16 protein-coding genes are annotated in these 15,389 nt (G+C 67.4%); 4 read left to right on the forward strand and 12 right to left on the reverse strand.

The window, feature by feature from the left end; genetic code table 11:
- Nucleotides 1-5 precede the first annotated feature (5 nt).
- The gene (locus FFS52_RS04060; RefSeq protein ID WP_137808916.1) at nt 6-1,625 is read right to left on the reverse strand and encodes an FAD-dependent oxidoreductase; all 1,620 of its coding nucleotides are present in this window, start codon (nt 1,623-1,625) and stop codon (nt 6-8) included.
- Nucleotides 1,625-2,548, reverse strand: coding sequence for a diiron oxygenase (locus FFS52_RS04065; protein ID WP_137808917.1), 924 nt, complete (start codon nt 2,546-2,548; stop codon nt 1,625-1,627). Before FFS52_RS04065 ends, FFS52_RS04060 begins: the two co-directional genes overlap by 1 nt.
- Nucleotides 2,549-2,738: 190 nt before the next feature.
- Between FFS52_RS04065 and FFS52_RS04070 the strand changes: the two genes are divergently transcribed.
- Together FFS52_RS04070 and FFS52_RS04075 are read left to right on the forward strand one after the other, a co-directional pair.
- Entirely contained in the window at nt 2,739-3,509 is a 771-nt protein-coding gene (locus tag FFS52_RS04070) for an SDR family oxidoreductase (protein WP_137808918.1), read from the forward strand.
- Between the two features lie 127 nt (nt 3,510-3,636).
- Nucleotides 3,637-4,560, forward strand: a complete 924-nt coding sequence (locus tag FFS52_RS04075) for a hypothetical protein (protein ID WP_137808973.1) — start codon at nt 3,637-3,639, stop codon at nt 4,558-4,560.
- An 82-nt stretch (nt 4,561-4,642) separates the two neighbouring features.
- Here FFS52_RS04075 and FFS52_RS04080 read toward each other — a convergent pair whose 3' ends face one another.
- From FFS52_RS04080 to FFS52_RS04095, 4 genes are all read right to left on the reverse strand, one after another.
- Nucleotides 4,643-5,251 (reverse strand): TRIC cation channel family protein, encoded by a 609-nt coding sequence (locus FFS52_RS04080; protein ID WP_137808919.1) that lies wholly within the window; start codon nt 5,249-5,251, stop codon nt 4,643-4,645.
- 118 nt (nt 5,252-5,369) lie between these two features.
- Nucleotides 5,370-5,543, reverse strand: a complete 174-nt coding sequence (gene rpmF, locus FFS52_RS04085) for a 50S ribosomal protein L32 (RefSeq protein WP_004020060.1) — start codon at nt 5,541-5,543, stop codon at nt 5,370-5,372.
- 180 nt (nt 5,544-5,723) lie between these two features.
- Entirely contained in the window at nt 5,724-6,674 is a 951-nt protein-coding gene (locus FFS52_RS23615; RefSeq protein WP_171011544.1) for a DUF4190 domain-containing protein, read from the reverse strand.
- 151 nt (nt 6,675-6,825) lie between these two features.
- On the reverse strand, nt 6,826-7,560 hold the full coding sequence (locus FFS52_RS04095; protein WP_137808920.1) for a DUF4190 domain-containing protein: 735 nt from the start codon (nt 7,558-7,560) through the stop codon (nt 6,826-6,828).
- Nucleotides 7,561-7,621: 61 nt separating this feature from the next.
- On the opposite strand from FFS52_RS04095, the gene FFS52_RS04100 reads away from it, so the two are divergent.
- Entirely contained in the window at nt 7,622-8,557 is a 936-nt protein-coding gene (locus FFS52_RS04100; RefSeq protein ID WP_137808921.1) for an AEC family transporter, read from the forward strand.
- Nucleotides 8,558-8,563: 6 nt separating this feature from the next.
- Here FFS52_RS04100 and FFS52_RS04105 read toward each other — a convergent pair whose 3' ends face one another.
- The gene (locus FFS52_RS04105) at nt 8,564-9,202 is read right to left on the reverse strand and encodes a DUF1707 domain-containing protein (RefSeq protein WP_171011545.1); all 639 of its coding nucleotides are present in this window, start codon (nt 9,200-9,202) and stop codon (nt 8,564-8,566) included.
- A 193-nt stretch (nt 9,203-9,395) separates the two neighbouring features.
- Here FFS52_RS04105 and FFS52_RS04110 point away from each other — a divergent pair, with 193 nt between their 5' ends.
- The gene (locus FFS52_RS04110) at nt 9,396-10,091 is read left to right on the forward strand and encodes a hypothetical protein (RefSeq protein ID WP_171011546.1); all 696 of its coding nucleotides are present in this window, start codon (nt 9,396-9,398) and stop codon (nt 10,089-10,091) included.
- A 60-nt stretch (nt 10,092-10,151) separates the two neighbouring features.
- Here the strand turns inward: FFS52_RS04110 and FFS52_RS04115 are convergent, their stop codons facing one another.
- The 5 genes from FFS52_RS04115 to FFS52_RS04135 all read right to left on the reverse strand — a co-directional run bounded on the left by FFS52_RS04115 (nt 10,152) and on the right by FFS52_RS04135 (nt 15,252).
- Nucleotides 10,152-12,155, reverse strand: coding sequence for a VWA domain-containing protein (locus FFS52_RS04115; RefSeq protein ID WP_137808922.1), 2,004 nt, complete (start codon nt 12,153-12,155; stop codon nt 10,152-10,154).
- Between the two features lie 143 nt (nt 12,156-12,298).
- Nucleotides 12,299-13,777 (reverse strand): sigma 54-interacting transcriptional regulator, encoded by a 1,479-nt coding sequence (locus tag FFS52_RS04120; protein ID WP_058251515.1) that lies wholly within the window; start codon nt 13,775-13,777, stop codon nt 12,299-12,301.
- Nucleotides 13,746-14,354, reverse strand: a complete 609-nt coding sequence (locus FFS52_RS04125) for a maleylpyruvate isomerase N-terminal domain-containing protein (protein ID WP_068970438.1) — start codon at nt 14,352-14,354, stop codon at nt 13,746-13,748. The genes FFS52_RS04120 and FFS52_RS04125 overlap by 32 nt, the downstream gene beginning before the upstream one ends.
- 11 nt (nt 14,355-14,365) lie before the next feature.
- A complete protein-coding gene (locus tag FFS52_RS04130; protein ID WP_137808923.1) occupies nt 14,366-14,860 on the reverse strand; it encodes an SRPBCC domain-containing protein in 495 nt (164 codons plus the stop codon).
- Nucleotides 14,857-15,252, reverse strand: coding sequence for a metalloregulator ArsR/SmtB family transcription factor (locus tag FFS52_RS04135; protein WP_065630232.1), 396 nt, complete (start codon nt 15,250-15,252; stop codon nt 14,857-14,859). Before FFS52_RS04135 ends, FFS52_RS04130 begins: the two co-directional genes overlap by 4 nt.
- Nucleotides 15,253-15,389: the final 137 nt, after the last annotated feature.

Consider the following 15,389-nt stretch of genomic DNA (forward strand, 5'->3'; position numbering starts at 1 on the left):
GGCCGTCAGGTCCGACGCCATCCCGCGGCGCCCACCATCTCGGCGACCTGGGTGAACTTCACACGGGGCCGGCCCTGTTCGAGGCCGCGACGCCGTTCGCGACGGTCGATGGCCCGCATCCCGCGGTAGCCGATCACCGTCCGGACGCGTGTGCGCACCAACGCACCGAAGGCTCCGGGCGCGCGTTCGGTCCGGGGCAGCCGGCCCGCCGCGGCGTCGGCGATGAAGTCCTCGACAGTCCGCGTCGCACACATCTTGTTGGCGCCGATGCCTCCGCTGGGTCCGCGCTTGGCCCAGCCGAGCACATATCCGCCCGGCACGATCGCACCTATCTCGTCGACGAGGCGACCGTCGACGTTGCTGAAGACGCCGCGCACGTCGTCGAACGTGAGGCCGGGGATCGGGGTGGAGCGATAGCCGATCGAGCGCACCACGAGGTCGGTGGCGACGTGGTGGCGCCCCTCCCCCGTGCGCACCGTGATCGACTCGACCTGCGAATCACCGGTGATCTCTTCGGGACTGCTGTGGAACAGGAACACGATCCGACGGCGCTTCGGGTCGGCGGGTTGACGGAACCGGGCGAGATCGGCACCTTCGGCGTCCTCGATCACCTCGACGTCGACACCCGGGATCTCCGACAGCGCACGGTATTCGGCCGCGGTGTAGGCCGCGGACGCCTGGTCACGACGGCCCAGCAGCACCACTTCGTGTACGTTCTGCTCGGCGAGCAGCTCGAGCGCCCGGTCGGCGATGTCGGTGGTGGCCAACAAGTCCGGCGGGGACACGAGGATTCGCGCAACATCGAGGGCCACGTTGCCCGTACCGACCACAACCGCACGACCCGTCGCCGGGTCGTCGGCGGTTCCGCGGCGCAGCGGTGGCCCGGCATCGACACCGGGCACGCCGTTGTACCAGGCGACGAGATCGGTGGCCGACGTCGAACCCGGAAGGTCCTCACCCGGGATACCCAGGCGCCGTGACTCACTGGCACCGACCGCGTAGAACACCGCGTCGAAATGCTCCGCGAGTTCGGCCGGGGTGATCTGGTCGGCGCCGTCCCCGATGGTCACGTTGGTCAGCATCGTGACGCGCGGGTCGCGGTAAAGCAGGTCGAACCCGCGGAGCACGCCCTTGGTGCCCGGGTGGTCCGGGGCGACACCGGCGCGCACGAGCCCACCGGGAGTGGGGAGTTTGTCGATGACGGTGACCTGCGCCTCGGTGCGGTCGAGCAGTGTGCGCAGGGCGTACCCGCCGGAGGGACCCGTCCCGACCAGCGCGACCCGAAGTCCCGCAGGCAGTTTCGGCACCTCGGGATAGGTGATCGACGACGCGGAGTCGTCACCGATGGGCGCCCAGCCCGAGCGAACCTCCGGGTTGGTCTTGTAGTAGTCCGCGTTGATGTCGATGAAGACCTTGTCCCGGGTGCCGAGTTTGTCCGCCGGGTAGATGGCGTCGACGGGGCAGGCATCGGCGCATGCGCCGCAATCGATGCACGCCTCGGGGTCGATGTGCAGGATGTCGGAGCTGCCGAAGCCGCGCTCCTCCGGTGTCGGATGGATGCAGTTGACCGGGCACACGGCGACGCATGCTGCGTCACTGCAACACGATTGGGTGATGACGAACATCAGAGCATGTGCGCTTTCCGGTAGTACCGCATGGCGGGCTTGGTCAGGAGTCCGACCTCGTCGAGGAACTCCATGAGGTGCGCGCAGCTGCTGCGGATCATCGAGTGGAAGTGCGAGTTGGTGCGCATCTCCCGAACCGCGCGGTCGACGTCGAGCCCGGCGTCGGCAAAGGCCTTGGGCTGCACCAGACTCGTCACGATGAAGTAGGCGCCGACGGCGACCGCGAACGCACTGAACTGGCGGCGCGCCCAGCTGACGCCCTCCAGGGAGTCACGCACCTCTTCGCGCGCGAACTTCATGTGGCGCGATTCCTCGAGCACATGGATCTCGTTGACCGTGCGGATGAAGTCGAGCACGCGGTCGTCGCGCATGCAGCCGCGCTGGAAGACGTCCAGGACCTCTTCGGCGACCAGGATGCCGGCGTAGGCGACCTCGTTCTTCGCGGTCTGCATGAAGATCTTGCCGAGGCGCGAGACCTTCTTCGACGGATGGTAGGAGGCGCCGACCATCTTCTCCGACGCCTTGGCGAACATCAGCGAGTGCCGGCACTCGTCGGCGACCTCGGTGAGCGCGAACTGGAATTCCGAACCGTGGTAGTCGCCGAGGTACTGGTCACGGATGACCATCTCCTGCAGGATCATCTCGAACCAGATCCCGATGTTCATGATCGAGGCGAACTCGTGGCGGGTCACCGAGATCCGCTGTTCCTCGGTGAGCTCGTCCCAGTACGCGGTCCCGTACAGCGACGACCATTCCGGACTGCACCCGTACTCGGTGGGGTCCATCGGCTTCGACCAGTCGATCTCGGTCATCGCGTTGCGCGACAGCCGGGCGGCCGACGCCAACAGCCGTGCCGAGACCTCTTCGGTGCCCTGGTCCCGGAGACTGATGACATTCTCGGATCGTTCCATCGCGGCGGTCATGGAGAACTCGCTTCCCGGTCGTCGATCGTGACAATGATCGATGTAATGACAATGCGTGTTGTCAAGATAGCACCGCCGCGTGACCGAGTAAACGAATCGACGAATATACTCACCGGTAAGTTCAGCGCCGAAGATCGTCCTCGCAGGTCAGCGGCGTCGAAGCCGTCCGTTCAGTTGCAAGGAGTTCTCCATGCCCTCCATCTTCATCACCGGCGGCGCTGCCGGAATCGGTCTCGCCACCGCGGAGCGTTTCGGCCGCGACGGGTGGACAGTCGGCGTCTACGACGTCGATGCCGACGCGCTGGCGAAGGTGAAGGCCGACCATCCCGACTTCATCACCGGCACCCTCGACGTCCGCGAGCCGGAGCAGTGGGCCGAAGCCCTCGCCGAGTTCACCTCGTACACCGGCGGCACACTCGACGTCCTCGACAACAATGCCGGCATCCTCCACGAGGGACAGATCGACCACATCACCCCGGATCAGATCAAGCGGCAGATCGACATCGACGCCCTCGGCGTCGCGCTCGGTGCCCAGGCCGCATACCCGTACCTAGAGAAGACGCCGGGCGCGCACCTGGTGAACATCGGATCGGCGTCGGCGATCTACGGCCAGCCCGGCATCGCGGTCTACTCGGCGACCAAGTTCTTCGTCGCGGGCCTGACCGAGGCGCTCGAACTGGAATGGGAGCACGACGACATCCGCGTCGTCAGCATCTGGCCCCTGTGGGCGAAGACCGCCCTCGCCACCGGCGGCGCGAAGTCGACCAAGACCCTGGGCATCCGGATCACTCCCGAGCAGGTCGCCGAGAAGATCTGGGAGTCGGTGCACCCGACCCGTCAGGACAAACTGCTGCACCGCACCAGCTACTCCGTCGGCGCGCAGACCCTGTTCCTGCAGAACGCCGCCAAGTTCATCCCGAACTTCCTGAACCGCGCGGTCAACAAGTACATCGCGCAGTAGTCCACCACCACTCGCAGACCCACCCCTTTTCCGTAGACCCACCACGCTCGAACCGGGTGGGTTTACGGAAAACGGGTGGGTTTGTCGGAACGTGGGTCCGGACGGCGCATTCGTGCGTCTGATTCGTATGGACCTACCCACCGACCCACATGGCCTGGTTCTCCGCAAAGAAACCGCAGGCACCCACATCAGCGATGAACAGTTGCAGCACTTGGTCGGCAACAAGACCCTCGTGCGGCTCTGGCCGGGCGCGTTGGCCGACTTCAGCGCGGTCAGCGAACTCCAGGCAGTCGAGAAGCACCGCTTGACCGTCATTGCTGCGGCAAGGGCCGGACGACCCGGTCGGATCTTCAGTCACACTTCGTCAGCTGCCACGCACAGGTTGCCGATGCTGTGGCCCGACCTGTCGCAGGTCCATGTGACGTCGCCGAAAGTCGGAAAACGGGCCAAGCACATCGTCAGACATCAGGCCACCGTCAAGCCGCAGGACATCGACGTCATAGACGGGGTCACGGTGACATCCATCGAGCGCACGGCATGTGATGTCGCCCGACTGGGAACCAACCGGCAGGCCCTCGCGGTGCTCGACGCCGCGCTTCGACGTGACGCCGATCCGGACCGGATGAGACAGATCCTCGACTCGTGCCGAGGATTCAAGGGGGTCGAGATGCTCCGCCGCGCGCTGGCACACGCGAACGCATCGTCGGAGAGCATCGGCGAATCCCTCAGTCGCGCAGTCATGCTCGAGTTCCCCAACCTGCCGATACCACGACAGCAGGTCAAGATCTTCGACGACCACGGCGTGTTCATCGCTCGCGTCGACTTCCTGCTGGCGAACAGGGTGATAGGCGAATTCGACGGCATGATCAAGTACAGCGGCGGCCTCGGCGACGAGCCCGCGTGGCAGACGGTGGTCGAAGAGAAGGCGCGTGAGGACAGGCTGCGCGCGCAGGGGTACACCGTCGTGCGGTGGACATGGCCGGACCTCGCCGACAAGGCGCGCTTCTACGCGCAGATCAAGAAGGCGCTTCGACTCGGCGGCGTCGAGTGACTCGCAAACCCACCCCTCTTCCGTAGATCCGCCGCGCTCGGACCGGGTGGGTTCACGGAGAAAGGGTGGGTTTGCGGCAAGGTCAGCGTCGTGCGGTCGGGAGCCGCAGCGCGAACCGAAGGCTCACTAGGCGCAGCGCGGTCGCGAGGACAGATCCGACGACGAGCCAGATCCAGTGCGCCACCGAGGTGTACGTCGCGCCGATCGCGACGATGGCGGCACCGAGTACCGCGGGTACGGCGTAGAGGTCGGCGGGTGTGAGGAGGAGCGGGATCTCGTTCGAGATCATGTCGCGGAGCACGCCGCCACCCACCGCGGTGAGGAGCCCGACGGTCGTCGCGGCGAACGGGCTCGCCCCGACGTCGAGGGCGATGCTCGCACCCGTGGCCGCGAAGAGCCCCATCCCGAATGCGTCGAGCACGAGTATCGACCGGTGCAGTGCCGTGAAGGCGGGATGGAAGAAGAAGACGACGAGGCCGGCGACCGTCGCGGTGACGATGGGACCCCACCCGCTGATCGACGCGGGCGGGGTGATCCCCAGCAGGACGTCGCGTAGTACGCCGCCGCCGACCCCGGTGAGCACGCCGACGGTGATGATCCCCCACATGTCGAAGTCCTTGCGGACCCCGAGCATCGCCCCCGACGCAGCGAACACCGCGATACCCGCGAAGTTGAGCACGTCGAGCACCACGAGATCACCTCGCTATCCAGGGAAAGGCCGGTCGGTCAGCACGCGAATGACCGCCCCGGGCGAACCAGGGGCGGTCATCGGTATGACAGTGCGGCGCCGGTCCGGCGACCGAACGAGGCTAGCGACGATCCAGGTCGATGAGACCGGCGCGAGCCGCCTTGACCAGGCGACGCGGAATCCGCACGGGGACGCCGTTCACCTTCTCTTCTTGCAGTGCGGGGTTTTCCGCCTTCCACTGCGAACGACGGCTACGGGTGTTCGCCCGCGACATCCGGCGCTTCGGTACAGCCATGGTTGAGCCCTTCTCCTACTGTGGTCTGCGTGGCCGGTGGTGACGCCTGGCATCACTGGATCGGCCCCATCAGTGCACCCCTCGACCCGGCGCGGCCGCGGCACACAACCCGACCAGACTACCTGGCGAGGACGCCCGATTCCAAAATGGCCGATCCGCACGCGCCCGGGGTCGCCTACTTCAGAGGTAGCCCCACGGCGATCGGAGGTCGGTCAACGCGATGGCCACCCAGTATGCAACCCACACGACGATGATGAACGCCCCGATGATGACCGCGGTGAGCGCCACCCCATCACCGGTCTGCCTGCCACCCGACGCCGCGATCTGTCTCCGCGCGACGATGCCGAGCACCAGCCCGACGAGGCCGCCGACCCCGACGCACAGGAGACCCAGCAGGGAGGCCACCAGGGCGGCCACGGCCAGCTTGTTGGTCGACGGGCCGTCGGCGTCGACGGGCCGGCCGCCTTCGGGGCGGGAGTCGGCGGAGGCCGATTCCGCGGATCGGGGATCACCGGGCGCGGCGAACGGTTGCCCGGACCGACCCGGGGGCGGACCCTGCGGGGGCTGACCGTACCCCGGCGGGGGGCCGTATCCCGGCCGGCCGGGGCCGGGTTGCCCCTGACCCGGCGGTCCGTAACCCTGCGGCTGTCCGTAGCCCTGCTGTCCGTAACCCTGCTGTCCGTATCCCTGCTGCTGACCGAATCCCGGCCGGGGAGGTGGTGGGGCTTGTCCCGGTGGCGGTCCCGCCGGGGACCGCGTCGAGATCACGCGCGTGGCGTCGTAACCGGACGGGGCCGGGCCACCCGAACCCGGGCCCCCGGGGCCACTGGGCGCGGGTGGCGGCGGAACCGGCTGTGCAGCGGACGGATCCGACGGTCCACCGGTGCGGATGACCCGGGTGACACCGTCGGCCGGACTGTGCGACTCGGGAATCTCCGTGTCATCCGGTCCGGCCCCGGGGGTCGAGGTCACCGGCACCGAGTCCTGCACCTCGTCGGGGACCGCCGCCTTCTGGGTCGGTTCCCACGGCGACGGGTCGGTTGCCGAGGTGTCCGAAGGTGGGCCGGACGTTGGGGATTGCGGTGCCTGGGCCGGATCCGTCGGATCGCTACCCCCGGTCGGAGTGGTCATCGGATGCCTTTCACAAGCTGTGCCGCAGCGGGACAACGCGGGGAGATGCGTGCACGACCAACCGGCCGTGCATCACGCACAGCTTAGTGAGAAAGGGCTCCGAACTGGGCCGGAGTCGATGAACACGACCCCGGATCGGCCCGAAATTCGTTCAGTAGTAGTAGGTGGAGGAGCTCGTGTCGCCGGCGACGATCAGGACGATGAACAGAACGGTCCACACCACGCCACCGACGATGGCGAGCGCGCCGGTGATGATCCCGGCCAGGCCCATCCCCGAACCACTCTGCGTGCCACCGGACTGTTCGATGTCCCGTCGCGCCATGAACCCCAGCACGACGGCCGCGATGCCGACCGGTATCGACAGGAAGAACGAGAAGAACAAGCAGGCGATCAGCGAGACGACACCGACGATGCCACAGATGAGGGCCGCGATCGCCTTGCCGTTGGTCTTCTGCGGCGGCGCGTATCCGTAACCGCCGCCGTAGGGTGCCGCGCTGTAGGGGTTCTGCGACCCGTACGCGCCGCCGTACGCCGGCGCCTGGTACGGATCGTTGACCTGACCGTAGGACCCACCCGGCGGCTGTGCGTAGGGATCCTGGCTCGGCGTCCCGTAGCCCTGGTTGCCGGTCGGCGATCCGTACGGACTCTGCCCGTACTGCTCCTGACCGTAAGGGTTCTGACCGTAGGCGTTCTGGCCATAGGGGTCCGACGACGGACCCGGCTGGTAGGTCTGGCCGTATTCGGTCGGCGCGTACTCCGGTGCGGGACCCTGGCCCTGGTCACCCTTGGAGAGGTTGGGACCCGAGTTGCCCGAGGACCCCGAGCTCGGAACCGTACCCCAGTCGTCCTGGCCCTGGCCCGAGCCCTGTCCCGGTGGATAACTCACGCACAACCCCCATGTAGATCCGACACGATGTGTTCACCAGCCTAACGATTAGACTCAACCGGTGTCTGGCGTCATCTCCGGCTTCACGGTGATCATCATTGTAGTCGGGGTGGGATATCTCCTCGGGCGCACGCGTGTCATCGGCGACCACGCCCACGAAGTCCTTTCCCGCCTGGTGTTCTTCGTCTTCACACCGGCGCTGCTGTTCCATTCCATGGTCACCTCCGATCTGTCGGTCGTCTTCTCCTCGACGCTGGTGATCGCGGGCGGCAGCGCGTTTCTGATCGGTGCGGTGTACGTCGTCGTCGCCAAACTGTGGTTTCGACGCGCGGTTCCCGAACTCGTGATCGGCGGCCTGTCGTCGTCGTATGTCAACAGCGTCAATCTGGGTCTTCCGATCGCGATCTTCGTTCTCGACGACGCGTCGTTCATCGCGCCGCTGCTGCTGTTCCAGATCCTGATCTACTCACCGATCGCATTGCTCGCGCTGGATCTCACCGCGCTGGACCGGGATTCGGGGCGATCGCTGCTGCGGGACTCGCTCGTCGCGCCGATCACCAATCCGATCGTCGTCGGCGGACTCGCCGGTCTGTCGGTCTCGCTGATCGGTTGGACCCCGCCCGCGGCCGTGATGTCCCCGCTGAAGATGCTCGGTGACGCCTCCGTGCCGGCGGCGCTGCTGGCATTCGGCTTGTCGCTCACCGGCGTCGCGGTGTTCAAGAAGGGTGCGAGCCCCCGCCGCGACATCGCACTGGCAAGCGTGCTGAAGATGATCGTCATGCCGCTGGCCGTCTACGCCATCGCCCGTTGGGGATTCGGGCAGACCGGCGAGGCGTTGTTCGCGCAGGTGGTCATCGCGGCGTTGCCGACCGCGCAGAATGTCCTGGTGTACGCGACCCGTTACCGGCGCGGCCAGATCCTCGCCCGGGACACGGCACTGATCACGACGCTCACGTCGATACCCACCATCATGATCATCGCCCTGCTGCTCGCCTGAACTTCCTCAGGCGTCGGGCTCGTCCCGGGGCACGTACTTGACGTCGATGCCGCCCATCAGCGCCAGTCCGGTCACCCGTACCACCGGCGCACCGGGCCGGGACGCCTTCTGCGACCGCCCGCTGAATCCGCCCATGATGCCCAGTCCCCCGATCTCGACGGTCACTCCGTCGGGCATCTTGATCTCGACCCCGCCCATGATCGCCACGCACTGGACCGTCAGCACCGGCGCGGTGAACTCCACCTCGCGAAGGTCCAGTTCGACGCCGCCCATGATGGCGGTGGCGGTGAGTTGATCAGCGACCACCGCCGTCCCGGACAGCTCGCTCCCGGACATGATGGCCAACCGGTGGCGGACGGCCGTGTCCGCGCTGCCGCCCGTCACCCGCGGGCCCGGAGACAGGCTGGCCGCAGGCATCGCGACGCCGAGTTGTGCCACCGGGAGGTCGTCGGTCAGGGCGTCGAGGTCACCAAAGGTCTTCGCGAGGACCGCTTTTCCGGCCCGCTCCTCGTACTCGACCGGGGACAGGCTGCCGTGCGCCATGGCGGCGGAGAGGATCTCGTGGACCAGTTCGCGGTCCGCATCCGCGGCGCGGAGTCGGGCACGCCGGTCGTCGGGCATCGGTGAATCGCCGGGTTGGGTCACGTCTGGAAACCCTAGTTGCCCGAGTTCGGCACGACCACCCTGATCTTTCCCCGGAGACGACCCCGAGGAGTCGTCGGGCCGGTACCTCGCATCGACGACCCCTCTGGCCAACTGCCCGACGAAAGACCCGGCCGAGCGGCATAATTCAACGAGTCCGGGCGGGACGGCCGACCGGCGTACATCGGAGGCGAAGATGAGCCAGCCCTACGATCCCGGGCAGCCCGGCGACGGCCGACCGGGACCGACGCCCTCGGGTTACCAGTCGCCGTACGGCCAATCGCATCCCCAGCAGCCGCCCTACCCGGACAGCGGGTACGCGCCGTCGGGCGGCTTCGGACAACCCGCCGCGTACGGCGGGTATCCACCGCCCCCTCCCCCGCGCAAGGACCGCGCCGGGATGCGACGGTGGGGCAAGATCCTGACCCTGCTCGGTGTGCTGATCCTGGTCCTGTCGGTCACCGTCGGGGTGGTCATGGCGATCGCCGGCATCGGGAACGTGGCCGACAAGGCGTTCGAGGTCAACCCCACCGCCGAGCAGTACTACGACGCCGGTGACGAGTTCCAGTTGTTCAGCAGCAGCACGAACGGCGTACCCGCCTGCGAGATCACCGGTCCCGCTGCGCTGGCGTCGGGTACGAACTCGACGACCGAGTTCACCTTCGACGGTTCCGGGGTCGAATCGTTCGATTCGTTCGAGGTCGTGGAATCCGGCACCTACTCGTTCCAGTGCGATTCGCCGGCCGTCGTCGCATCCATCGACGCGTCCGGCATCCTCAGCGGTGTCGGCGGCGTGCTGCTCGCAGTCGTCGGCGGTGGATTCGGCGGCCTGCTCGCACTGGTGGGCATCGTGCTCTGGATCATCGCCGGCCGAAAGCCGAAGACCGTCTGACATCCTCGCGCCGACACATTCGCGCCGACGTCGCCGCGGCGCTCATCGATGGCGCGTCGATCAGCCGCGCCGACGCCCCTTCCGGGCCCGCAGATAGTCGCCGACCACGGCGGCGCCGAGACCGTCGACGTCCGGCGCCACCACGCGTCCGCCGATCCGGCGGGCGATCTGATCCATGAAGTGGGCCAGCCCGGGATCCTCGCCGAGACGGAAGAACGTGACCTGGGCGCCGATTCGCGCGACATGGTCGAGTTCCCGAACCGTCAGCGCGATGGTCTGCGGGTGCGGCGGATAGAAGAAGAACGGTTCCCCACTCGGATCGAGATGCGCGGTCGGCTCTCCGTCGGTGACCACCAGGACCACCGGCTGCGCATTCGGGAACCGCCGGAGGTGCCGCTGGGCGAGCAACAGTGCGTGATGCAGGTTGGTCCCCTGCTCCATCCGCGGTTGCAGACCGGTGAGCTCGGCGATGTCGATCGACCGCGCATATCTTCCGAACGCGATGAGGTGGAGTTCGTCGCTGCGGAAGCGCGTGGAGATCAGATGATTCAGGGCGATCGCGGTGCGCTTCATCGGCGTCCACCGGCCCTCCATCTCCATCGAGAAGGACGTGTCCACGAGCAGGACCACCGCTGCCTGCGTACGGCTCTCGGTCTCCGAGACCTCGACGTCGCGGACGTCGATACGCACTCCCGATCGCGCCATCTCCGACGTCGCGAGCGACGGTTCGTGTGTTTCGGACACAGTGCGCAGCACCGCATTCGACACGGTCCGGGTGACGTCCCAGGGGTCGGTGTCGCCGAACTCCCACTCCCGGGAAGCGCCGGTCGGCTCGCCGAGCAGTCCGGTCTGGCGGGTCTGGCGATCACCCCGGCGGCCCGACAGCTGCTCGGCGATGTCGCGGAAGATCGACTGACCGAGCTGGCGCATCGCTTTCGGACTCAGCCGGAGCTGACCGTCTGCGGTGCGGTCGAAGAAGCCCTGCTCGGACAGCGCCTTCTCGAGCTCGGCCAGCATTCTCGCGTCGACCGCCGCGTCGTCGCCGAGCTGCCGGGCGAGCGCGTCGAGATCGATGTCGTCCATCTGCGCGCCGGCATACTGCTGTGACAGCTGCTCGGAGAGCGCCTCGAGTTCGGAGATGTCGCGTAGTGCCGCGGCCCCCTCGCCCAGTCCCATCGGCTGGTCGCCGGAGAACGACTGCGCGTCGTCCCAGTCCAGACCCGGTCGAGCCGCCCGGAGCTGCGAATCCATCTGCGCCAGTTGGTTCATGAGGTCCGGCGACCCGAACGCCTGCTGCGCCAGCTGGTCGAGCTCAGCGCGCTGCTCGGGGGTCAGCGAGTTGTAGAACTGCTGGGCCGCCGCCGCGCGCTGGGCGAGGGAATCGATGAGTTCCTCGGTGTTGCGCGGGTTCTCCGGGAAGAACTCACCGTGCTTGGCCATGAACTCGTCGAATGCCTCGGTGGTGTCCTCGCCCCGGTTGTGCGCGGCGAGGAGCTCGTTGAGGTCGCCGAGCATCTCCGAGATTCGTTGCCGATCCTGCTCGTTCGCCCCCTCGAGCGCTTCCTTCATGCCGGCGAAGCGCTGGTCGAGCAATTCCCGGCCGAGCAGGTCCCTGATCTTGTCGTAGTCCTCACGCGCCTGCGGACTGCGCCAGTTGTACTCCGACAGCTCTTCGACGGCCTGGGCGGTCGACGGCGGCAGACTCCCGATCTGCATCTCGGCGAAGCGGGCGTCGTCGTCGAGATCGCGGGCGAGTTGCTTGCGCTCCTCGAGTACCGCACGGTCGAGGAGTTCACGGATCTCGGCGAAGGTGCCGTCGAGGTTGCGCTTCTTCAGCAGTTCCTGCCGGCGACGGTTGATCTGCTCGCGCAACTTGTCGAGTCCGCGCATGTTCGGTGTCCCGCGACGCAGCAGCTCTCGGAGCGCCCGCTGCGGCGACGCGCCGGCCATGACATCGTCGCCGATCGTCTCCAACGCCTCGCGCAGATCGACCGGCGGCGCGAGCGGATCGGGTCCGCCGCTGTACCGCTGGTAGCGCGAACGGTGGAAGCTCTTGCGCGCCATGTGTTCTCCTCGTTTGTCGCGAACCCTTCGTGGCTCGTCGCTAACGCTCCTCGCACCTCAGGGAGCAAAGGCGGTTCCTGCACTCTCGCTCTCGCAGCGAGCCCCTGCCCCCTGAGGTGCAAGCGGAGCGAGCCACGAAGGGCTTAGCCGTAGATGGTCTGCCCGGTCTCGTCGGCCTCCTTGCCGATCCGACGGGCGAGGAAGAGTCCCTCGAGCGCGAGCTCGACCGCACTGGCACGCTCCCCGTCCGAGTCCGCTTCGAGGCGCTCGGCGATCTGGTCGAGAACGCCGGACGTGGTGTCCGGCGACGGGATGGAACCCAGCAGGTCGTCGGCACGCACCCGGTCGCCGGTGACCACCGGCTCGCCGTTCTCGAGGGCGGCGACGAGCGGCGCCATGTCGACGCCGCCGAGGTGGGCACGCACCGCGTCGGCGATGGACTTGCGCATCAGGTGCTCGAGGATCTCGAGTTCCCGGCCCTCTTCGCCGGACTCGAACTCGATCTTGCCGCGCAGCACCTCGATCACCGACTCGAGATCGACCACGCGTGCCACCGCCTGGTCCTCGCCCGTCACCGTCGCCCGGTGAAGCGCCGCGGCCGCAACGGTTTCGGCACCGGCGATGGAGAAGCGGGCGGAGACTCCCGATCGCTGGTCGATCGACGGGTGGTCACGGGCGTAGCGGGTGAACCGCGCCAGGATCTCGGTGATGAAGGTCGGGACGCTGGCGGTCAGATCCGCCTCCTGCTCGATCACCGACACCTCGTCGTCGAGCTCGAGCGGGTAGTGCGTCCGGATCTCGGCGCCGAAGCGGTCCTTGAGCGGGGTGATGATCCGGCCGCGGTTGGTGTAGTCCTCGGGGTTGGCACTGGCCATCACCAGGACGTCGAGCGGCAATCTCAGGGTGTACCCGCGGACCTGGATGTCGCGCTCCTCCATCACGTTCAGCATCGACACCTGGATCCGCTCAGCGAGGTCGGGCAACTCGTTGATGGCCACGATGCCGCGGTGCGAGCGCGGGATGAGCCCGAAGTGGATCGTCTCCGGGTCGCCGAGGCTGCGTCCCTCGGCGACCTTCATCGGGTCGATGTCACCGACGAGGTCGGCCACGGAGGTGTCCGGCGTGGCCAGCTTCTCGCTGTAGCGCTGCGAACGGTGACGCCACTCGATCGGCAGATCGTCGAGCAGGTTGGCGGCCTTTCGGATCGACCCGGGGGTGATGGGTTCGTAGGGATGCTCGGCCAGCTCGGAACCCGCGATGACCGGCGTCCACTCGTCGAGGAGCCCGACGAGGGTGCGCAGGATGCGGGTCTTGCCCTGGCCGCGCTCGCCGAGCATGACGACGTCGTGGCCGGCGATCAGCGCTCGTTCCAACTGCGGGATGACCGTCGCCTCGAAGCCCACGATGCCCGGCCAGGGGTCGCGCCCCTCGCGGAGTGCGGACAGGAGGTTGTTGCGGATCTCGTCGCGCACACTGCGCTGCACGTGACCGCTGGCACGCAGTTCACCCAGGGTTCGGGGTGACGGATGCCGGGTTTCGGTCGACTGGGAGCCATGCGTGGTGAAGTTGTCGTCTGGCACCTCATCGAGGCTACTCCGCGTTGTCGAGCGCGTGCTCGTCATCACTCCTCGTCGCCGGCGTCCACCGCGGGTCCCGGCCGATGAATCCCATGAGGCGACTCACCGGGTCGGCATCGGCGTCCACCTCGACCTTCGGACCGTACTGACCCGAACTGCGGAGGATGTCGTCGATGGACGCCATGCCCTCGAGCAGTTGTCCGGCGAATCCGGGGTCGAGGTCGGGGGTGACGCCCTGGGATCGGGCGAGATCCCACGTGTGCATGTACACGTCGGCGGTGTAGAACCGGTCGATTGCCTCGACGAGTCGATGCTCGCCCGCCATCGGGTGGGTGAACGTGTCCTCGGCGGTCGGTCCGTCGAGTAGTGCCTGCACCGAGGCGGCGTGCTGTGACCACGCCCCGGCCGGGTCGTCGGCGACAGCAGGTCCCGCGGGCAGGGCCACCCCACCGGCGGCGAGGAAGCCGGTGAACCAGTCGACGAGGTGGGCCACGACGTCGCGTGCCACCCACCCGTCGACCGGCGTGGGCGCCTCCCAGTCGCGGACGTCGGCGATGGCCTCCGCGAAGTCGGAGGCCACCTCTCGGTGACGCGACGATGCATCCAGTTCCGGCAGGGTCACGCCGGACACGATCAGATCTCGCCCTCGGTGAGCATGCGGTCGAGTGCGGCGTATCCCTCGTTCACGCCGACCTCCATGCCCGAGGCGAGCCAACCGTCGCGCGCTTCGAAGCTGTCGCACAGGGATTGGGCGTGGAGCCGCGTCGTGCCGTCGCCCAGATCCTCGAACCACAGGGTCTCCAGCGACACCGCATCGGGCATGCCGAGGAAGGTGAACGTCTGCACGATCTTGTCTTCGCCCACGGTGTGGAAGCACCCGCGGAATCCGAACTCCTGCCCCTCGTGGGTGGAGACATAGCTCCAGCTGCCGCCGTCGCGGACATCCCACTCGATGACCCGGCTGCTGATCGCGTCCGGCCCGACCCACCGGACGAAGAGTTCGGGGTCGGTGTGGGCCTTCATCAGCTGGGCGGGAGTTCCGCGGAAGTCGCGGGTGATCCGGATGAGGGGGACCTCTTTGTCGGCCTCGATGGCGGCCTCGGGATAGCGGGTCTGCGTTGCGGTCATGACACCTTTCCTTCCTTGTGGAGTGGTTGTTCGACCTCGGGGTCCGACACCGTCGGATGCTGGGCCTCGGGGCCGTCGTTCATCTCGGCGAGCAACGCGTCGAGGCGCTGGTAGCGCTCCTCCGCCCGCTTCCGGTACCGCTCGATCCATGTGGTCATGAGGTCGAACACCTCTGCTTCCAGATGGACCGGACGGGTTTGGGCCTCCCGGGTTCGGGTCACCAGGCCGGCGTCCTGCAGCACCTTCAGGTGCTTCGAGACGGCCTGGATACTGACGTCGTACGGTTCGGCGAGTTGGCTGACCGTCGCATCCGAGACCGCCAGCCGCGCAACCATGTCGCGCCGCGTCGGGTCCGCGAGTGCGGCGAACACCTTGGACAACTCGTCTGCCATCCGACCTCCTCAACCGTTTGGTTGAATACGATGGTGCGCCGGATCGTCGACCTTGTCAACCCCTCGGTTGAATAAGCTGGTCCCGGCTCGTGGACGACGCACTGAGCGGCATACGAGAACTCCCACCGCCGGCCGGG

It is taken from the genome of Gordonia sp. ALPHA1B1 (genome assembly GCF_005502615.1).
GTDB lineage: Bacteria > Actinomycetota > Actinomycetes > Mycobacteriales > Mycobacteriaceae > Gordonia > Gordonia hongkongensis.

Coding starts and splice junctions, on each gene's coding strand:
- FFS52_RS04115 (WP_137808922.1), bottom strand. CDS start 12,155: ATGGCGCGCAAGAGCTTCCACCGTTCGCGCTACCAGCGGTACAGCGGC.
- FFS52_RS04120 (WP_058251515.1), bottom strand. CDS start 13,777: ATGACGAGCACGCGCTCGACAACGCGGAGTAGCCTCGATGAGGTGCCA.
- FFS52_RS04060 (WP_137808916.1), bottom strand. CDS start 1,625: ATGTTCGTCATCACCCAATCGTGTTGCAGTGACGCAGCATGCGTCGCC.
- FFS52_RS04110 (WP_171011546.1), top strand. CDS start 9,396: ATGAGCCAGCCCTACGATCCCGGGCAGCCCGGCGACGGCCGACCGGGA.
- FFS52_RS04130 (WP_137808923.1), bottom strand. CDS start 14,860: ATGACCGCAACGCAGACCCGCTATCCCGAGGCCGCCATCGAGGCCGAC.
- FFS52_RS04070 (WP_137808918.1), top strand. CDS start 2,739: ATGCCCTCCATCTTCATCACCGGCGGCGCTGCCGGAATCGGTCTCGCC.
- FFS52_RS04135 (WP_065630232.1), bottom strand. CDS start 15,252: ATGGCAGACGAGTTGTCCAAGGTGTTCGCCGCACTCGCGGACCCGACG.
- FFS52_RS23615 (WP_171011544.1), bottom strand. CDS start 6,674: ATGACCACTCCGACCGGGGGTAGCGATCCGACGGATCCGGCCCAGGCA.
- rpmF (WP_004020060.1), bottom strand. CDS start 5,543: ATGGCTGTACCGAAGCGCCGGATGTCGCGGGCGAACACCCGTAGCCGT.
- FFS52_RS04075 (WP_137808973.1), top strand. CDS start 3,637: ATGGACCTACCCACCGACCCACATGGCCTGGTTCTCCGCAAAGAAACC.
- FFS52_RS04065 (WP_137808917.1), bottom strand. CDS start 2,548: ATGACCGCCGCGATGGAACGATCCGAGAATGTCATCAGTCTCCGGGAC.